Raw genomic sequence first — 16,502 nt, 5'->3', positions numbered from 1 at the left:
CTCCATGCGTCTCGTCTTCGCGGGAACGCCCGACGCGGCTGTCCCGTCCCTGCAGGTGCTCGCTGCATCCGCCCACGACGTCGTGGACGTCATCACCCGGACCGACGCGCCGGTCGGCCGCAAGCGCGTGCTCACCCCGTCGCCGGTCGCGATCGCGGCCGAGCAGCTCGGCCTCACCGTGCACCGGACCGATCGGCTCGACGACGCGGCGACCGCCCGCATCGAGGGCCTGCGCCCCGATCTCGGGGTCATCGTGGCGTACGGGGCCCTGGTGCGCGAGCCCCTGCTGTCCACCCCGCGGCACGGCTGGATCAACCTGCACTTCTCGCTCCTGCCGGCCTGGCGGGGCGCCGCCCCCGTGCAGCGTGCGCTCATGGCGGGGGAGCGGGAGACCGGCGCCGACGTGTTCCAGCTCGTCGCCGGCCTCGACGCGGGCGACGTCCTGGGCCAGGTGCGTTACCGCGTCCCCCCGCTCGCGACCGCCGACCGTGTCCTGACGGATCTGGCGCAGGAGGGCGCCGGGCTGCTGCTGCGGGTGGTCGACGAGATCGCGGCGGGCACGGCCGTCGCCGTCGCACAGACCGGCGAACCGTCCTACGCGCACAAGCTGACCGCGGAGGACGGACGTCTGGACTGGACCGCCTCCGCCGAGGAGATCGTGGCGCGGTGGCAGGGCACGACGCCCGAACCCGGAGCGTTCACGACGCTGGATTCCCAGCGGGTCAAGGTGCTCGAGCTGCGTCCCGGCGACACCGCCGTGACGCTGCGACCGGGCGCGCTGGTCAGCGAGGGCCGGAGGGTGCTGGTGGGGACTGCCACCGAGCCGTTGGAGATCGTGCGGGTGCAGCCCGCGGGAAGAGGCGCGATGTCCGCTGCGGACTGGTTCCGGGGTCTTCGCACGACGGATCCGGCGGTGGGCTCGTGAACGCCGCCCGCGGACCGCGTCGGGTCGCCTACGAGACGCTGCGCGCCGTCCACCGGGACGAGGCCTACGCGAACCTGCTGCTCCCCGTCGAGATCGAGCGCGCGGGGCTCACGACCCAGGATGCGGCGCTGGCCACCGAGCTCGCCTACGGGACCCTGCGCCGCGAGGGCACCTACGATGCGATCATCGCGCTGGCGGCGGGGCGGCCCACCCAGGAGATCGACGCGGACGTCCTGGACGCCCTCCGGCTGGGGACGCATCAGCTCCTGTCGACCCGGATCGCCTCCCATGCCGCGGTGCACGAGACGGTCGCCCTCGTCCGGGCGACGGCGGGGCCGGGGCCGACCGGGTTCGCCAACGCCGTGCTACGGCGCATCTCCCGCGACACGCCCGGCGAGTGGATCACCCGCATCCAGGAAACGGCGCGTTCGGACGACGAGCGTCTGGGCCTCGCGACCTCGCATCCGGTGTGGATCCTGCGCGCGTTCCGGCGCGCCCTCGCCGCCGAGGGACGCGCAGACGAACTCGACGAGCTTCTGCGGGCGGACAACGCATCCCCGCGCGTCACCCTCGCGGTGCTGCCGGGTCTCGCGGAACGCCCGGACGGGCTGTCGCCGACGCCGTACTCCCCGGTGGGCGCGGTGTCCGCCGGCGGGGACCCGGAGCACGTCGTGCGCGCGGCGGACGGTCGCATCCGTGTGCAGGACGAGGGCTCGCAGCTGGTGGCGCTCGCGCTCGCCCGCGCCGTGCCGGCGCGGACGGGGGAGCGGTGGCTCGATCTCTGCGCCGGCCCCGGGGGAAAGACCGCCCTCCTGGCCGCCGAGGCGATCGTGCAGGGCGCCACGCTCGAGGCGAACGAGATCTCGCACGCTCGGGCGGGCCTCGTCCGCTCCGCGCTCCGCGGCGTCCCCGCCGATGTGCCGGTCAGCGAGATGGACGGACGCGAGCGTGCCGCTGCGGCCGCCGGCACCTACGACCGGATCCTCGTCGACGCCCCCTGCACCGGTCTGGGAGCGCTGCGTCGGCGGCCCGAGGCGCGCTGGCGCAAGTCGGCGGCGGACGTGGCCGATCTGAGCGCGCTGCAGGGGGAGCTCCTCTCCGCGGCGATCACCGCGCTGCGTCCCGGCGGCGTGGTCGCCTACGTCACCTGCTCTCCGCACCTCGCCGAGACCACGGGTGTCGTGGCGGAGGCGCTGCGGCAATGGGGCGACGAGGTCGAGGAGCTCGACGCCCGCGCCGCCGTGCAGTCGGTCTCCCGGACGCCGTTGGATCTGCCGGAGCCGGCGAGCGGCTCGGGTCGCGCGCAGCTGTGGCCGCACCGCCACGGCACGGACGCGATGTTCCTGTCGCTCCTGCGCCGACGCTGAGGGCGCAGTGGCCGACCACGCGGGCGGTCGACGGCGCGGGCGGTCGACCGCGCGTGGGGTCGACATAATGGGTGCGTGACCGATATGCGCATCAACCCGTCGATCCTGGCCGCCGACTTCGTCAACATGCAGGCCGAGCTCGCCCGGATCGCCTCGGCCGACTTCGTGCACGTCGACGTGATGGACAACCATTTCGTCCCGAACCTCACCTTCGGGCCGCAGATGGTCGGCCGCATCCAGGAGACCAGCCCCGTGCCGCTCGACGTGCACCTCATGATCGACGCGCCCGACCGGTGGGCGCCCGGCTACGCGGAACTCGGCGCGGCGTCCGTGACCTTCCATCTCGAGGCGGCCGACGACCCCGTGGCCCTGGCGCGTCGCCTGCGCGCGATCGGTGCGAGGGCCGGGGTGGCCGTCAAACCCGGCACGGGGGTGGAGGGGCTCCTCGACGTGCTCGACGAGTTCGATCAGATCCTCGTGATGACCGTCGAGCCCGGCTTCGGCGGTCAATCCTTCATGCCGGAGACCATGCCCAAACTCCGCACGCTCGCCGCCGAGGCGCGGCGACGGGGCTCGGCGGTGTGGCTCCAGGTCGACGGCGGGATCAGCGAATCGACCATCGCTCAGGCGGCCGAGGCCGGCGCCGACACCTTCGTCGCCGGGTCGGCCGTGTTCGGCGCCGGGGATCCGGAGCAGGCCATCGCGGGACTGCGCGCCACCGCCGCACACGCCCACGCGCACTGAACGGGTCCGAAGGGGTCGTGGGGTTCGATACCCTGGGACGGTGAAGACGTTCGACGATCTGTTCGCGGAGCTCAGCGAGAAGGCGGCCACCCGGCCGGCCGGATCCGGCACGGTTGCCGAGCTCGATGCCGGTGTGCACACGATCGGCAAGAAGATCGTCGAGGAGGCCGCCGAGGTGTGGATGGCCGCCGAGTACGAGACGTCCGATGAAGCGGCGGAGGAGATCTCCCAGCTGCTCTACCACCTGCAGGTCCTCATGCTCGCCAAGGGCCTGACCCTGCAGGACGTCTACCGACATCTGTGACCGGTCGCCCCATCCCGTCCGTCACCGAAGAGAGTCTTCCCCCATGCTGAGAATCGCCGTGCCCAACAAGGGCTCGCTGGCCGACACCGCCCACGCCATGCTGGCCGAGGCGGGCTACACGGGTCGTCGCGACCCCAAGGACCTGCACGTGATCGACCCGGTCAACGGCGTCGAGTTCTTCTACCTGCGTCCCAAGGACATCGCCACGTATGTCGGTTCGGGAGCCCTGGATGTCGGGATCACCGGCCGCGACCTGCTGCTGGACGCCCGGATGCCGGGCGCCCGCGAGATCGAGGCTCTCGGGTTCGGCGGGTCCACCTTCCGCTTCGCCGGCCCGCCCGGACGCTTCTCCGACCTGAAGGACCTGGACGGGTGCCGGGTGGCCACCGCCTACCCGGGACTCGTGGACGCGTACCTCGACGAGCACGGTGTCGCCGTGGACCTCGTACCGCTGGACGGGGCCGTCGAGTCTGCCGTGGAGCTGGGTGTCGCGGACGCGGTCGCGGACGTCGTGTCCACCGGAACCACCCTCCGCCAGGCGGGACTGGAGATCTTCGGACCGGTCCTGCTCGAGTCCGACGCCGTCCTCATCACCGGACCGCAGGAACCCGAGGGTCTCGACACGCTCCTGAGGCGCCTGCGCGGTGTCCTCGTGGCGCGCCAGTACGTGCTGATCGACTACGACCTGCCCGTCGAGCTCGTCGACGAGGCGATCGCCGTGGCGCCGGGCATCGAGTCGCCCACGATCTCGCCGCTGCGCGATCCCGCGTGGGTCGCCGTCCGCGTGATGAGCCCGCGCAAGAACGTCAACCAGGTCATGGACGGGCTGTATGCGATCGGCGCGCGGGCCATCCTCGTGACCGAGATCCACAACGCGAGGCTCTGATGAGCCTCGCGTGCCGGGTCATCCCGTGCCTCGACGTCGCCGCCGGCCGGGTGGTCAAGGGCGTCAACTTCGAGAACCTGCGTGACATGGGCGATCCCGTGGAACTGGCCCGGCTCTACTTCGAGCAGGGCGCGGACGAGCTCACCTTCCTCGACGTCACCGCGACGGTGGACGAACGGTCCACCACGTACGACGTCGTCCGGCGCACCGCGGAAGAGGTGTTCATCCCGCTCACCGTCGGGGGAGGGGTCCGTTCCGCCGAGGACGTGGCGCGGCTGCTGGCCGTCGGCGCGGACAAGGTCGGCGTGAACTCCGCGGCCATCGCCCGGCCCGCCCTGATCGACGAGATCGCCGACCGCTTCGGGGCGCAGGTGCTGGTGCTCTCCCTCGACGTCAAACGCGCCGACACGACGCCCTCCGGCTTCGTGGTCACCACGCACGGCGGACGGGCGCAGACCGAGCTCGACGCCCTCGTCTGGGCGCGCGAGGCCGTCGAGCGGGGCGCCGGCGAACTGCTCGTCAACTCCATCGACGCGGACGGCACCAAGGACGGGTTCGACCTCGAACTCGTCGCCCTGATGCGCGAACTCTCCACGGTCCCGGTGATCGCCTCGGGCGGTGCCGGCCGGGCGGCGGACTTCGCCCCGGCCATCCACGCGGGCGCGGACGCCGTGCTCGCCGCTTCCGTCTTCCACTCCGGCCAGCTCACCATCGGCGACGTCAAGGACGCGCTGGCCGCAGACGGCATCGAGGTGCGCGCATGACCGAGACGCTCGAGGAGCGCATCGCCCGCGTGACCTTCACGCCCGACGGTCTGGTCGCCGCCATCGTCCAGCAGTACGACACCCGCGAGGTGCTGATGCTCGGCTGGATGGATGCGGAGGCGCTGCGGCGCACGCTCACGAGCGGCCGGGTGACGTTCTGGTCGCGATCCCGCCAGGAGTACTGGCGCAAGGGCGACACGTCCGGGCACGCTCAGTACGTGAAGGACGTGCGGCTCGACTGCGACGGGGACGCGCTCCTCGTGAGTGTCGACCAGGTGGGCGCGGCCTGCCACACCGGCGATCGGACGTGTTTCGACGCGGACGGCCTCGACCCGGTGCGAGGCGACGCGTGATCCGGCGCGCCCGCTCCATCGGCGTGCTCGCCACGCTGGCGGGTGGTGCGGTCGGCGTGATGTCGTCGACGCAGACGTGGATCCACGTCGTCCTGGCGGACGCCGCGGCCTCCGATGTGGCGGTGCCCGGTGCGACGGCGATCCCGGTGCTCGTCCCGCTGAGCCTGGCCGTCCTCGCCCTGGGCGCGGCGCTGTCGATCGTCGGTCGCGTGCTCCGTGTCGTGTTCGGTGTGCTCACCGTCGCCATCGGCGTCCTGCTGGCCGTTCTCAGCATCCCGGTCGTCACCGGCCCGCCGGTGTCGGCCATCGCCCCCGCCGTCACGGAGATCACGGGCATCGCCGGTGACACCGCCGTCGCCGCCCTGGTGGGCTCCACGGCCGTCACGCCGTGGCCGGTCGTGACCGTCGTCATCGCGGTCCTGCTCGTCTGCGCCGGCGTCTTCGTGGCCGTCACCGGCGCCCGCTGGCCCACCGGCGGCCGCAAGTACCAGGCCGCCGCCCGCCGCGCCGCGAGCCGCGACGAGGGCCCGCTCGACGCGATCGATTCCTGGGACGACCTCAGCCGGGGCGACGATCCGACATCAGGTCGGGGCCCCCGCTAGACTTGCCTGCGGGCACCCGACGCCCGATCCACTGCGAAGGAGACTCATGAGCAACCCCATCGGTGACCCCGGCCACGGACACTCCCCGGCGGCATGGACGGCCGTCATCATCATGCTCGTCGCGGTCGCCCTCGGCACCCTCTTCTTCTTCCTCGACCTGCCCGTGCTCGTCTGGGCGTCCGTCGGTCTGCTCATCGTCGGCCTGATCGTCGGCTGGATCATGTCCCGCGCCGGCTGGGGCGCCAACGGCCCGAAGTACGCCTCGAAAGCGCATTGAGCATGCTCGCCGACCTGACGGCCGGCGCGGTTGAGGATGCAGAGGCGCGCGCCCAGCAGCGGTCTCGTGCCGAGGTGGAGCGCGCTGCGCTCGCCCAGGCACCCGCTCGGGACGCCCTCGCGGCCCTCGCGCCCGCCGATCGGGTCAAGATCATCGCCGAGGTGAAGCGCGCGAGTCCGTCGCGCGGCGACCTCGCCGACATCCCCGATCCCGCTCTGCAGGCCTCGCTCTACGAGCAGGGCGGCGCGAGCGCGATCTCGGTGCTCACCGAGGGACGCCGGTTCAAGGGGAGCCTCGCGGATCTCGAGGCCGTGCGCTCCCGCGTGTCGCTTCCGGTCCTGCGCAAGGACTTCATCGCCACGCCGTATCAGGTGCTGGAGGCGCGCGCATCGGGCGCCGACCTCGTCCTGCTGATCGTGGCGGCGCTCGAGCAGCCGGTGCTGGCGCAGTTGCACGACCTGGTCCTGGAGCTCGGGATGACCCCGCTCGTGGAGACGCACTCCGCGGAGGAACTCGACCGTGCCGCCGACATCGGGGCGCGTCTGATCGGCGTCAACGCGCGGGACCTGTCGACCTTCGAGCTCGACCGCGACCTGTTCGGTCGTCTGGCCGACCGCTTCCCGGCCGACGCGGTGAAGATCGCCGAATCCGCTGTCCTTCGACCCGCCGACGTGCGTCACTATCGTGACGCCGGCGCGGATGTCGTGCTGGTGGGCGAGGCGCTCGTCACCGGTGACCCCATCGCAACGCTGCGATCCTTCCTGGAGGTTTCCCCATGAGTCTGCGCGAGGCCAAGGGCCCGTTCTTCGGCGAGTTCGGCGGCCGGTACATGCCCGAATCGCTCATCGCCGCCATCGACGAGCTCACCGAGGTCTACGAGACCGCGATCGCCGACCCGGAGTTCCAGGCCGAACTCGCGGCGCTCCTGCACTCCTACGCCGGACGCCCCTCCGTCCTCACCGAGGTGCCCCGGTTCGCCGAGCACGCCGGCGGTGCGCGGGTGTTCCTGAAGCGCGAGGATCTCAACCACACCGGATCCCACAAGATCAACAACGTGCTGGGGCAGGCCCTGCTGACCAAGCGGCTGGGCAAGACCCGGGTGATCGCCGAGACCGGAGCGGGCCAGCACGGCGTCGCGACGGCCACGGCGGCGGCGCTGTTCGGGATGGACTGCACCATCTACATGGGTGAGGTGGACACCGAGCGCCAGGCGCTCAACGTCGCCCGGATGCGGCTGCTCGGCGCCGAGGTCGTCCCGGTCACGACCGGCTCCCGGACGCTCAAGGACGCGATCAACGACGCCTACCGCGACTGGGTCGCGAGCGTCGAGACGACCAATTACATCTTCGGCACCGCAGCCGGACCGCATCCGTTCCCCGCCATGGTGCGCGACTTCCAGAAGATCATCGGCGAGGAGGCCCGCGCGCAGCTGCTGGAGGAGGTCGGCCGACTCCCCGACGCGGTCTTCGCCTGCGTCGGCGGCGGATCCAACGCCATCGGCATGTTCGACGCCTTCCTCGACGACGAGGGCGTGGCGCTCTACGGGGTCGAGGCAGCCGGCGACGGCGTGGACACGCCCCGGCACGCCGCATCCATCGAACGCGGGCGTCCCGGCATCCTGCACGGTGCGAAGACGTTCGTCCTGCAGGACGAGGACGGCCAGACCGTCGAGTCCCACTCCATCTCGGCCGGTCTCGACTACCCGGGCGTCGGGCCGGAGCACTCCTGGCTCGCCTCCATCGGGCGTGCCAGCTACATCCCGGCCACCGACGACGAGGCCATGCAGGCGCTGCGACTGCTCTCGCGGACCGAGGGGATCATCCCCGCGATCGAGTCCGCGCACGCCCTCGCCGGCGCCCTGCGCGTCGGACGCGAGATGGGCCCAGACGCCGTGATCGTCGTCTGCCTCTCCGGTCGCGGCGACAAGGACATGGACACCGCGGCCCGCTACTTCGACCTGTACGACGCCGAGGCGGCGGGGGAGGGCTCCCCGGTGGACGTGCCTCCGCCGGCGGAGGCCGCCAGCGGAGAGGGCGTGGAACTGTGAGCCGGGTCGCCGCGGCGATCGACGCCGCACACGCCGAGGGGCGGGGCGCCTTCATCGGCTACCTGCCGATGGGCTACCCCGATCTGCGCACGAGCATCGAGGCGGCCGTCACGCTCGCCGAGAACGGCGCTGACGTCATCGAGCTGGGTCCGCCCTACTCCGACCCGGTGATGGACGGCGCGATCATCCAGGAGGCGACGCAGGCCGCTCTGGCGGGCGGTTTCCGGTTGCGGGACATCTTCCCCGCCATCGCCGAGATCACCAGCCGCGTGGACGTTCCGGTGCTCGTCATGACCTACTGGAACCCGGTGTACCAGTACGGCGTCGACCGCTATGCGGACGAACTCGCCGCAGCCGGCGGTGCCGGGCTGATCACGCCCGACATCACCCCCGAAGCGGCCGCGGACTGGATCGCCGCGAGCGAGCGGACGGGCCTGGACCGCGTGTTCCTCGCCGCTCCGACGTCCAGTGACGAGCGCCTCGAGCTCGTCGCGCGCAGCTCGACCGGGTTCGTCTACACCGTCTCGACCATGGGGATCACGGGGGAGCGTGCGCAGCTGGACGCCGCCGCCCGCACCCTGGTGTCGCGCCTGCGCGAGCACGGCGTCGACCGCGCCTGCGTCGGCATCGGCATCTCCACCGCGGATCAGGTCACCGGAGTCCTCGAGTACGCCGACGGCGCGATCGTCGGCACGGCGCTGGTCCGTGCCCTCCGCGACGGAGGCCTGGACGGCCTTGCTGAGACGACCCGCGCCCTGACAGCCGGCACCCGCCGCGCCTGATCGGCCACGGATCGCCCCGTTCCCCTCGGAGCGGGGCGATCCGCCCGCCCTGCCCCCCTCCGGCACAACGGCACGGATCTCGCCCGACACGCCGCGGCCGGGCGCCCCCGCACGGGGTGTCACCCCCGATCTCCGCCGTCGTGCGCGCTGCGCGCACCGCGGCATCCGCCCTGCCCCCTCCGGCACAACGGCACGGATCTCGCCCGACACGCCGCGGCCGGGCGCCCCCGCACGGGGTGTCACCCCCGATCTCAGCCGTTGTGCGCGCTGCGCGCGGGCGGGGCTCCACTGAAACGACGGAGGCACGGACGCGAGCGCCACGCCCAGTAGACTCGCCGACGTGACTTTCTCGGCTCTCTCCGTGTTCACCAGCATCCCGAGCCCGTCGATCAGCTACATCGACCTCTGGGACGGTGGACCGCGCATCCACTTCTATGCGCTCTGCATCATCGCGGGCATCGTCGTGGCGGCGCTGCTCACGAACCAGCGGCTCACCCGCCGCGGTGCCGAGCCGTGGGTCGTGATCGACATCTGCCTGTTCGCCGTACCCCTGGCGATCATCGGCGCCCGCGTCTACCACGTGCTCACCCACCCCGGGTTCTACTTCGGGGAGGGCAAGGACTTCGCCACGGTGTTCTACATCTGGGAGGGCGGGATCGCGATCTACGGCGCCCTGATCGGCGGCGCCGTGGGTGCGCTGATCGGTTGCCGCTGGACCGGCATCCGGTTCTGGACGTTCGCCGACGCCCTCGCCCCGGGCCTGCTCATCGCGCAGGCGTTGGGCCGGTTCGGCAACTACTTCAACCAGGAGCTCTTCGGCCAGCCGACGGATGCCTGGTGGGGCCTGGAGATCTCGCCGGACAACCCGGCGTTCCCGATCGGGATGCCCGCGGACACGCTGTTCCAGCCCACGTTCCTCTACGAGGTGGTCTGGAACCTGCTCGGCGCCGCGGTGCTGATCTGGGCCGGCAACCGGTTCCGGATGCAGTGGGGCCGCCTGTTCGGCCTGTACCTCGTCTGGTACAGCGCGGGCCGGATCGTGTGGGAGTCCATCCGGATCGATCCCAGCGAGATCTACCTGGGTCTGCGCACGAATGTCTGGGCTGCGATCATCGGCGTGGTGCTGGGACTGGCCATCATGATCGTGCAGAAGCGCCGTCATCCCGGACTCGAGCCGTCCCCGTATCGACCCGGTCGTGAGTGGACGGCCAAGTCGGCTGTACAATCGCAGAACACCGAAGACTTCGTTGACGTGAGCGAACCGCCCGCAACTGAGGTAAGCACCGAGCGCACGGCCACAAGCTCTGCCGCCCACAACTAACATTCAGGGCCGACGTCGTCCCAGCACGAGCATCAACAGAGGACGGTTGGTATGGCTTCGAGCCCCCGTCACGGCGCTGTAGGGCCGCAGACCTTCGGAACGTTCCCGGCCAAGCAGGGGATGTACAACCCTGCCTTCGAGAAGGACGCGTGCGGCCTCGCCATGGTCGCGACCCTTCGCGGCGAGGCCGGGCACGACATCATCGATCTCGCGCTCACCGCGCTGCGCAACCTCGAGCACCGCGGTGCGATCGGGTCGGATGCGGGCACCGGTGACGGCGCGGGCATCCTCACGCAGATGCCGGATGCCTTCCTGCGCGCGGTGGTCGACTTCGACCTGCCGCCGGTGGGGGAGTACGCGGCCGGGATGGCGTTCCTGCCGCGCGACGACGACGCCCGCGCCGCGCAGAAGGCCGGGATCGAGCGGATCGCCGCGGCCGAGAACCTCGTGGTGCTCGGCTGGCGCGAGGTGCCCACGGTCGAGGAGCACCTCGGCAAGCTGGCGCTCGAGGCACGGCCCGTGTTCGAGCAGCTGTTCCTCTCGCGCCCAGCGGTGGGGGATGCGCCCGCCCTCTCCGGCATCGCGCTGGATCGCCGGGTCTTCCGCCTGCGCAAGCGCGCCCGGAACGAGCTCGACGCGTACTTCGTGTCGCTCTCGAGCCGCACGCTCGGCTACAAGGGCATGGTCACGACCCTTCAGCTGGAGCCCTTCTACCCGGATCTGCAGGACGAGCGCTTCGCGTCGGAGCTCGCCGTCGTGCACTCCCGCTACTCCACGAACACGTTCCCGTCCTGGCCGCTCGCCCAGCCGCTGCGCATGCTCGCGCACAACGGTGAGATCAACACGGTCAAGGGGAACCGCAACTGGATGCGGGCGCGTCAGTCGCAGCTCGAGTCCGAGCTGCTCGGGGAGATCCGTCCGCTCCTGCCCATCTGCACCGACGGCGCCAGCGACTCGGCCTCGTTCGACGAGGTCCTGGAGCTGCTGACCCTCACCGGTCGGAGCCTGCCGCACGCGATCATGATGATGGTCCCGGAGGCGTACGAGAAGCAGCCGGACATGGATGCGGATCTGCGGGCCTTCTACGAGTACCACTCCATGCAGATGGAGCCGTGGGACGGTCCCGCCGCGCTGATCTTCACCGACGGCACCGTGGTCGGCGCGACCCTGGACCGCAACGGACTGCGCCCCGGCCGCTGGACGGAGACCACCGACGGCCTCGTCGTCATCGGCAGCGAGACGGGTGTGCTGGACTTCGCTCCGGAGCGCATCAAGCGCCGCGGACGACTCCAGCCCGGCCGGATGTTCCTCGTCGACACCGCGCAGCGGCGCATCGTCGAGGACGAGGAGATCAAGTCGGAGCTGGCTTCCCTGCGTCCGTGGCGGGAGTGGCTGACCAACCGGGTGCGCCTGGCCGACCTTCCCGAGCGCGAGCACATCGTGCACCCCATCGCCTCCATCACCCGTCGTCAGCGCACGTTCGGGTACACCGAGGAGGAGGTGCGGCTGCTGCTGACCCCGATGGGGCAGAACGGCGCCGAGCCGCTCGGGGCCATGGGCAGCGACACGCCGATCGCGGTGCTCAGCGAACGCCCGCGCCTGCTGTTCGACTACTTCACCCAGCAGTTCGCGCAGGTGACGAACCCGCCGCTCGACTCGATCCGCGAAGAGGTCGTGACCTCGCTCTCGCTCGGTCTCGGCCCGGAGGGGAACCTCCTCTCCGAGGGTCCGGACCACGCCCGTGCGGTCACGCTCGACTTCCCGGTCATCGACAACGACGAGCTGGCGAAGCTGCAGAACATCCACCAGGCGATGCCCGGCCGCCGCAGCGCCATCATCCGGGGTCTCTACCACTTCGATGCCGGCCCCGGCACGATGAAGGCGCGCCTGGCCGAGATGTGCGAGGAGGCCGACCGCGCCATCGCGGACGGCGCCGAGTTCCTCATCCTCAGCGACCGTGACTCCAACAAGGACCTCGTCCCGATCCCGTCGTTGCTCATGGTCTCGGCGATCCATCACCACCTGATCCGTCGCGAGAACCGGATGAAGGTCGGACTGGTGGTGGAAGCCGGCGACGTCCGCGAGGTCCACCACGTCGCGACGCTGATCGGCTACGGCGCCTCCGCGGTGAACCCGTACCTGGCCATGGAGACCGTGGAGTACCTGGTGCGTGCCGGTTTCATCACCGACCGCAGCCCGGAGAAGGCCGTCAAGAACCTGATCTACGCGCTCGGCAAGGGCGTGCTGAAGATCATGTCCAAGATGGGCATCTCCACGGTGTCCTCGTACGCCGGCGCCCAGGTCTTCGAGGCGATCGGGCTGTCCCAGGAGTTCGTGGACGAGTACTTCACGGGCACCGAGACGAAGCTCGGCGGCATCGGCATCGAGGAGATCGCAACCGAGAACCAGGCCCGTCACGATTTCGCTTACCCGGAGGACCACGCTCCCCGCGCCCACGAGCGGTTGTGGACCGGCGGGGAGTACCAGTGGCGTCGGGACGGCGCTCCGCACCTGTTCAACCCGGACACCGTCTTCCGGCTGCAGCACGCGACCCGCGAGCGGCGTTACGACATCTTCCGCGAGTACACGAAGCTCGTGGACGACCAGGCGCAGGAGCTGAAGACCCTGCGCGGCCTGTTCTCCCTGCGCACCGGCCAGCGCCCGCGTGTTCCCCTCGACGAGGTCGAGCCCGTCTCATCGATCGTGAAGCGTTTCTCCACCGGGGCGATGAGCTACGGCTCCATCTCCAAGGAGGCGCACGAGACCCTCGCGATCGCGATGAACAGCATCGGTGCGAAGTCGAACACCGGTGAGGGCGGGGAGGACGTCGACCGTCTGCTCGACCCCACCCGCCGCAGTGCGATCAAGCAGGTGGCCTCCGGCCGGTTCGGCGTCACGAGCCTGTACCTCACCGAAGCGGACGACATCCAGATCAAGCTCGCGCAGGGCGCCAAGCCCGGCGAGGGCGGTCAGCTGCCGCCGCAGAAGGTCTACCCGTGGGTGGCCCGCACGCGCGGCGGGACGCCGGGCGTGGGACTGATCTCGCCGCCGCCGCACCACGACATCTACTCGATCGAAGACCTCAAGCAGCTCATCTTCGATCTGAAGCGCGCGAACCCCGAGGCGCGGGTGCACGTCAAACTCGTCAGCCAGTCCGGCATCGGTGCGGTCGCCGCCGGGACGGCGAAGGCCCTGGCCGACGTCATCCTCGTCTCCGGACACGACGGCGGCACGGGCGCGAGCCCGATGAACTCCCTCAAGCACGCCGGGACGCCCTGGGAGCTCGGCCTGGCCGAGACCCAGCAGACCCTGATGCTGAACGGGATGCGGGACCGGGTCGTCGTGCAGGTGGACGGCCAGCTCAAGACGGGTCGCGACGTCGTCATCGGTGCCCTGCTGGGCGCCGAGGAGTTCGGCTTCGCCACCGCGCCGCTGGTCGTCTCCGGCTGCATCATGATGCGCGTGTGCCACCTCGACACCTGCCCGGTGGGTGTCGCCACGCAGAACCCCGTGCTGCGGTCGCGGTTCACCGGTAAGCCGGAGTTCGTCGTCAACTTCATGGAGTTCATCGCGGAAGAGGTGCGCGAGTACCTCGCCGAGCTCGGGTTCCGGTCCCTCGACGAGGCGATCGGCCACACCGAGCTGCTGGACGTGAACGGTGCCGTGGAGCACTGGAAGGCCAGCGGACTGGATCTCACCCCCGTGCTGGAGGGCCCGGCGTTCGCGGACGACGAGCCGCGGCGCAACAAGCGGGAGCAGCTGCACGAGCTCGAAGAGCACTTCGACGTCGGACTGATCCAGCGCGCACAGGACGTCATCGCGCACGGTGGACATGTGGAGATCTCCCTCCCCATCCGCAACACGGAGCGGGCGGTCGGCACGATGCTCGGCCACCACGTCACGAAGGCGCACGGTGAGAACGGCCTGCCCTCCGGATCGATCGAGGTCTCCTTGACCGGCTCGGCCGGGCAGTCCTTCGGAGCCTTCATGCCGGCAGGCATCACGCTCCGGCTCGAAGGCGACTCGAACGACTACGTCGGCAAGGGCCTCTCGGGTGGTCAGATCGTCGTGCGACCGCCGCGTGACGCCGCCTTCGACGCCTCGGAGAACGTCATCGCCGGGAACGTCATCGGCTACGGCGCAACGCAGGGCACGATGTTCCTGCGCGGCACCGTGGGCGAGCGATTCCTCGTCCGCAACTCCGGTGCCACGGCCGTCGTCGAGGGGGTGGGCGACCACGCGCTGGAGTACATGACCGGCGGACTCGCCGTGATCCTCGGGGCGACCGGACGCAACCTCGGAGCGGGGATGTCGGGCGGCACCGCCTACATCTACCGTCTCGACGAGAAGCTGGTGAACCGCGAATCGCTCTTGGGCGGCGAACTCGAGCTCGGCCCCCTGGGGTCGGGCGACGCGGAGATCCTCCGCGACCTGCTGCAGCGGCACCTCGCCGAGACCGAGTCGACGCTCGCAGCACGCCTTCTCGAGGACTTCGAGGAGGAAGTGAAGAACTTCGTGCGGGCTGTCCCGCGCGACTACGCGGCGGTGCTGCAGACCCGTGAGGTCGCACTGGCCGAGGGGCTCGACCCCGACGGCGACGTCGTGTGGAACCGCATCATGGAGGTGACGGGTGGCTGACCCGAAAGGTTTTCTGAAAGTCACCGAGCGAGAGCTCCCCGCCCGTCGTCCGGTCCCGGTCCGCATCATGGACTGGAAAGAGGTCTACGAACCGGGCGACTCCGCGGTGCTCCGCCGCCAGGCCGGCCGCTGCATGGACTGCGGAATCCCGTTCTGCCACAAGGGTTGCCCGCTCGGGAACCTCATCCCGGAGTGGAACGACCTCATCTGGCGGGGCGAGGGCCGCGCGGCGATCGAGCGTCTGCACGCGACGAACAACTTCCCCGAGTTCACCGGCCGCCTGTGCCCGGCCCCCTGCGAGAGCGCCTGCGTGCTGGGAATCAACCAGCCCGCCGTGACGATCAAGCAGGTCGAGGTCTCGATCATCGACGAGGCCTTCGCCCACGGCTGGGTCGAGCCCGAGCCGCCGGAGCGGCTGACCGGTAAGACGGTCGCGGTCGTCGGTTCCGGCCCTGCCGGGCTCGCCGCCGCGCAGCAACTGACCCGCGCCGGTCACACGGTGGCGGTCTTCGAGCGGGACGACCGCATCGGGGGACTCCTGCGCTACGGCATCCCGGACTTCAAGATGGAGAAGAAGCACCTCGAGACCCGTCTGCGTCAGATGCAGAACGAGGGGACGCGCTTCCGGGCCGGCGTCGAGATCGGCCGCGACATCTCCTGGTCGGACCTGCGCACGCGCTACGACGCGGTCGTGGTCGCGACCGGCTCGACCGTCGCCCGTGATCTCGCCATCCCCGGCCGCGACCTCGCCGGAGTGCACTTCGCCATGGAGTACTTGGTGGAGTCGAACCACGCGGTGGCCGGCGATCAGGTCCCGAACCAGATCAGCGCCGAGGGCAAGCACGTCATCGTCATCGGCGGCGGCGACACGGGGGCCGACTGCATCGGTACCGCGCACCGCCAGGGCGCACTCAGCGTCACGAACCTCGCCATCGGCAAGCAGCCGCCCGCATCCCGTACCGGCGACCAGCCGTGGCCGACGACCCCCACGCTGTTCGAGGTCTCCTCGGCGCACGAGGAGGGCGGCGAACGCGTCTTCCTCGCCTCCACGGTCGAGTTCCTCGGCAACGACGTGGGCGAGGTCCGGGCTCTGCGCGTCGCCGAGACCGAATACCTGGACGGCCGGCGCGTGCCCAAGAGCGGGACCGAACGGGAGATCCCGGCCGACCTCGTGCTCATCGCCATGGGATTCACCGGACCGGAGCGCACCGAGCTGGAGACCCAGCTGGGCGCGCAGTTCACCGGACGCGGCAACGTCGAGCGGGACAACGACTACCAGACCACCGCCCCCGGCGTGTTCGTCGCCGGCGACGCCGGTCGCGGTCAGTCGCTCATCGTCTGGGCGATCGCGGAAGGACGCGCCGCAGCTGCGGCCGTCGACACCTATCTGATGGGCGACACGGCGCTGCCGTCGCCCGTCCGACCCACGGATGTCGCTATCGGACTCCAGCCCGCGTAGGCTGGCCGAGGCATCCCCACTACTACAAAAGCG

General features: G+C 70.8%; 15 protein-coding genes. All 15 read left to right on the top strand.

Translation table 11 applies throughout. From position 1 onward, the window contains the following. Nucleotides 1-4: 4 nt before the first annotated feature. A complete protein-coding gene (gene fmt, locus F6J84_RS07815) occupies nt 5-925 on the top strand; it encodes a methionyl-tRNA formyltransferase (protein WP_150972766.1) in 921 nt (306 codons plus the stop codon). Continuing rightward, nucleotides 922-2,292 carry an RsmB/NOP family class I SAM-dependent RNA methyltransferase gene (locus F6J84_RS07810; protein ID WP_150972764.1) on the top strand — a complete coding sequence of 457 codons (1,371 nt, stop codon included), beginning with the start codon at nt 922-924 and terminating at the stop codon, nt 2,290-2,292. Before fmt ends, F6J84_RS07810 begins: the two co-directional genes overlap by 4 nt. A gap of 84 nt (nt 2,293-2,376) precedes the next feature. Beyond that, complete coding sequence (gene rpe, locus F6J84_RS07805) at nt 2,377-3,036, top strand: ribulose-phosphate 3-epimerase (RefSeq protein ID WP_150974740.1); 660 nt, start codon at nt 2,377-2,379, stop codon at nt 3,034-3,036. 40 nt (nt 3,037-3,076) lie between these two features. Next, nucleotides 3,077-3,340, top strand: coding sequence for a phosphoribosyl-ATP diphosphatase (locus tag F6J84_RS07800; RefSeq protein ID WP_150892524.1), 264 nt, complete (start codon nt 3,077-3,079; stop codon nt 3,338-3,340). A gap of 43 nt (nt 3,341-3,383) precedes the next feature. After that, the gene (hisG, locus tag F6J84_RS07795; RefSeq protein ID WP_150972762.1) at nt 3,384-4,226 is read left to right on the top strand and encodes an ATP phosphoribosyltransferase; all 843 of its coding nucleotides are present in this window, start codon (nt 3,384-3,386) and stop codon (nt 4,224-4,226) included. Further along, nucleotides 4,226-4,990: an imidazole glycerol phosphate synthase subunit HisF gene (gene hisF / locus F6J84_RS07790; protein WP_150972759.1), complete on the top strand. Its 765-nt coding sequence runs from the start codon at nt 4,226-4,228 to the stop codon at nt 4,988-4,990. Before hisG ends, hisF begins: the two co-directional genes overlap by 1 nt. Then, nucleotides 4,987-5,343, top strand: a complete 357-nt coding sequence (gene hisI, locus F6J84_RS07785) for a phosphoribosyl-AMP cyclohydrolase (RefSeq protein ID WP_150972757.1) — start codon at nt 4,987-4,989, stop codon at nt 5,341-5,343. Before hisF ends, hisI begins: the two co-directional genes overlap by 4 nt. Next, complete coding sequence (locus tag F6J84_RS07780) at nt 5,340-5,945, top strand: Trp biosynthesis-associated membrane protein (protein ID WP_150892520.1); 606 nt, start codon at nt 5,340-5,342, stop codon at nt 5,943-5,945. The genes hisI and F6J84_RS07780 overlap by 4 nt, the downstream gene beginning before the upstream one ends. Before the next feature lie 46 nt (nt 5,946-5,991). Beyond that, the gene (locus F6J84_RS07775) at nt 5,992-6,222 is read left to right on the top strand and encodes a DUF6704 family protein (RefSeq protein WP_150892519.1); all 231 of its coding nucleotides are present in this window, start codon (nt 5,992-5,994) and stop codon (nt 6,220-6,222) included. A 2-nt stretch (nt 6,223-6,224) separates the two neighbouring features. Then, a complete protein-coding gene (trpC, locus tag F6J84_RS07770) occupies nt 6,225-7,001 on the top strand; it encodes an indole-3-glycerol phosphate synthase TrpC (protein ID WP_150972755.1) in 777 nt (258 codons plus the stop codon). Continuing rightward, nucleotides 6,998-8,269, top strand: a complete 1,272-nt coding sequence (gene trpB, locus F6J84_RS07765; protein WP_150972753.1) for a tryptophan synthase subunit beta — start codon at nt 6,998-7,000, stop codon at nt 8,267-8,269. Before trpC ends, trpB begins: the two co-directional genes overlap by 4 nt. After that, nucleotides 8,266-9,051: a tryptophan synthase subunit alpha gene (trpA, locus tag F6J84_RS07760; RefSeq protein ID WP_150972751.1), complete on the top strand. Its 786-nt coding sequence runs from the start codon at nt 8,266-8,268 to the stop codon at nt 9,049-9,051. The genes trpB and trpA overlap by 4 nt, the downstream gene beginning before the upstream one ends. A gap of 340 nt (nt 9,052-9,391) precedes the next feature. Next, nucleotides 9,392-10,372 (top strand): prolipoprotein diacylglyceryl transferase, encoded by a 981-nt coding sequence (gene lgt, locus F6J84_RS07755; protein WP_150972749.1) that lies wholly within the window; start codon nt 9,392-9,394, stop codon nt 10,370-10,372. Between the two features lie 51 nt (nt 10,373-10,423). After that, nucleotides 10,424-15,010, top strand: coding sequence for a glutamate synthase large subunit (gltB, locus tag F6J84_RS07750; protein ID WP_150972747.1), 4,587 nt, complete (start codon nt 10,424-10,426; stop codon nt 15,008-15,010). Further along, entirely contained in the window at nt 15,003-16,469 is a 1,467-nt protein-coding gene (locus F6J84_RS07745; RefSeq protein WP_150972745.1) for a glutamate synthase subunit beta, read from the top strand. Before gltB ends, F6J84_RS07745 begins: the two co-directional genes overlap by 8 nt. Nucleotides 16,470-16,502: the final 33 nt, after the last annotated feature.

This window comes from Microbacterium caowuchunii (genome assembly GCF_008727755.1).
Classification (GTDB): domain Bacteria; phylum Actinomycetota; class Actinomycetes; order Actinomycetales; family Microbacteriaceae; genus Microbacterium; species Microbacterium caowuchunii.
This window is presented reverse-complemented; position numbering and strand designations above follow the sequence as displayed.

Excerpts from the sequence above, each read along its gene's own strand:
- hisG (WP_150972762.1), top strand. The coding sequence starts at position 3,384 with ATGCTGAGAATCGCCGTGCCCAACAAGGGCTCGCTGGCCGACACCGCC.
- hisI (WP_150972757.1), top strand. The coding sequence starts at position 4,987 with ATGACCGAGACGCTCGAGGAGCGCATCGCCCGCGTGACCTTCACGCCC.
- trpC (WP_150972755.1), top strand. The coding sequence starts at position 6,225 with ATGCTCGCCGACCTGACGGCCGGCGCGGTTGAGGATGCAGAGGCGCGC.
- fmt (WP_150972766.1), top strand. The coding sequence starts at position 5 with ATGCGTCTCGTCTTCGCGGGAACGCCCGACGCGGCTGTCCCGTCCCTG.
- gltB (WP_150972747.1), top strand. The coding sequence starts at position 10,424 with ATGGCTTCGAGCCCCCGTCACGGCGCTGTAGGGCCGCAGACCTTCGGA.
- F6J84_RS07775 (WP_150892519.1), top strand. The coding sequence starts at position 5,992 with ATGAGCAACCCCATCGGTGACCCCGGCCACGGACACTCCCCGGCGGCA.
- hisF (WP_150972759.1), top strand. The coding sequence starts at position 4,226 with ATGAGCCTCGCGTGCCGGGTCATCCCGTGCCTCGACGTCGCCGCCGGC.
- rpe (WP_150974740.1), top strand. The coding sequence starts at position 2,377 with ATGCGCATCAACCCGTCGATCCTGGCCGCCGACTTCGTCAACATGCAG.
- trpB (WP_150972753.1), top strand. The coding sequence starts at position 6,998 with ATGAGTCTGCGCGAGGCCAAGGGCCCGTTCTTCGGCGAGTTCGGCGGC.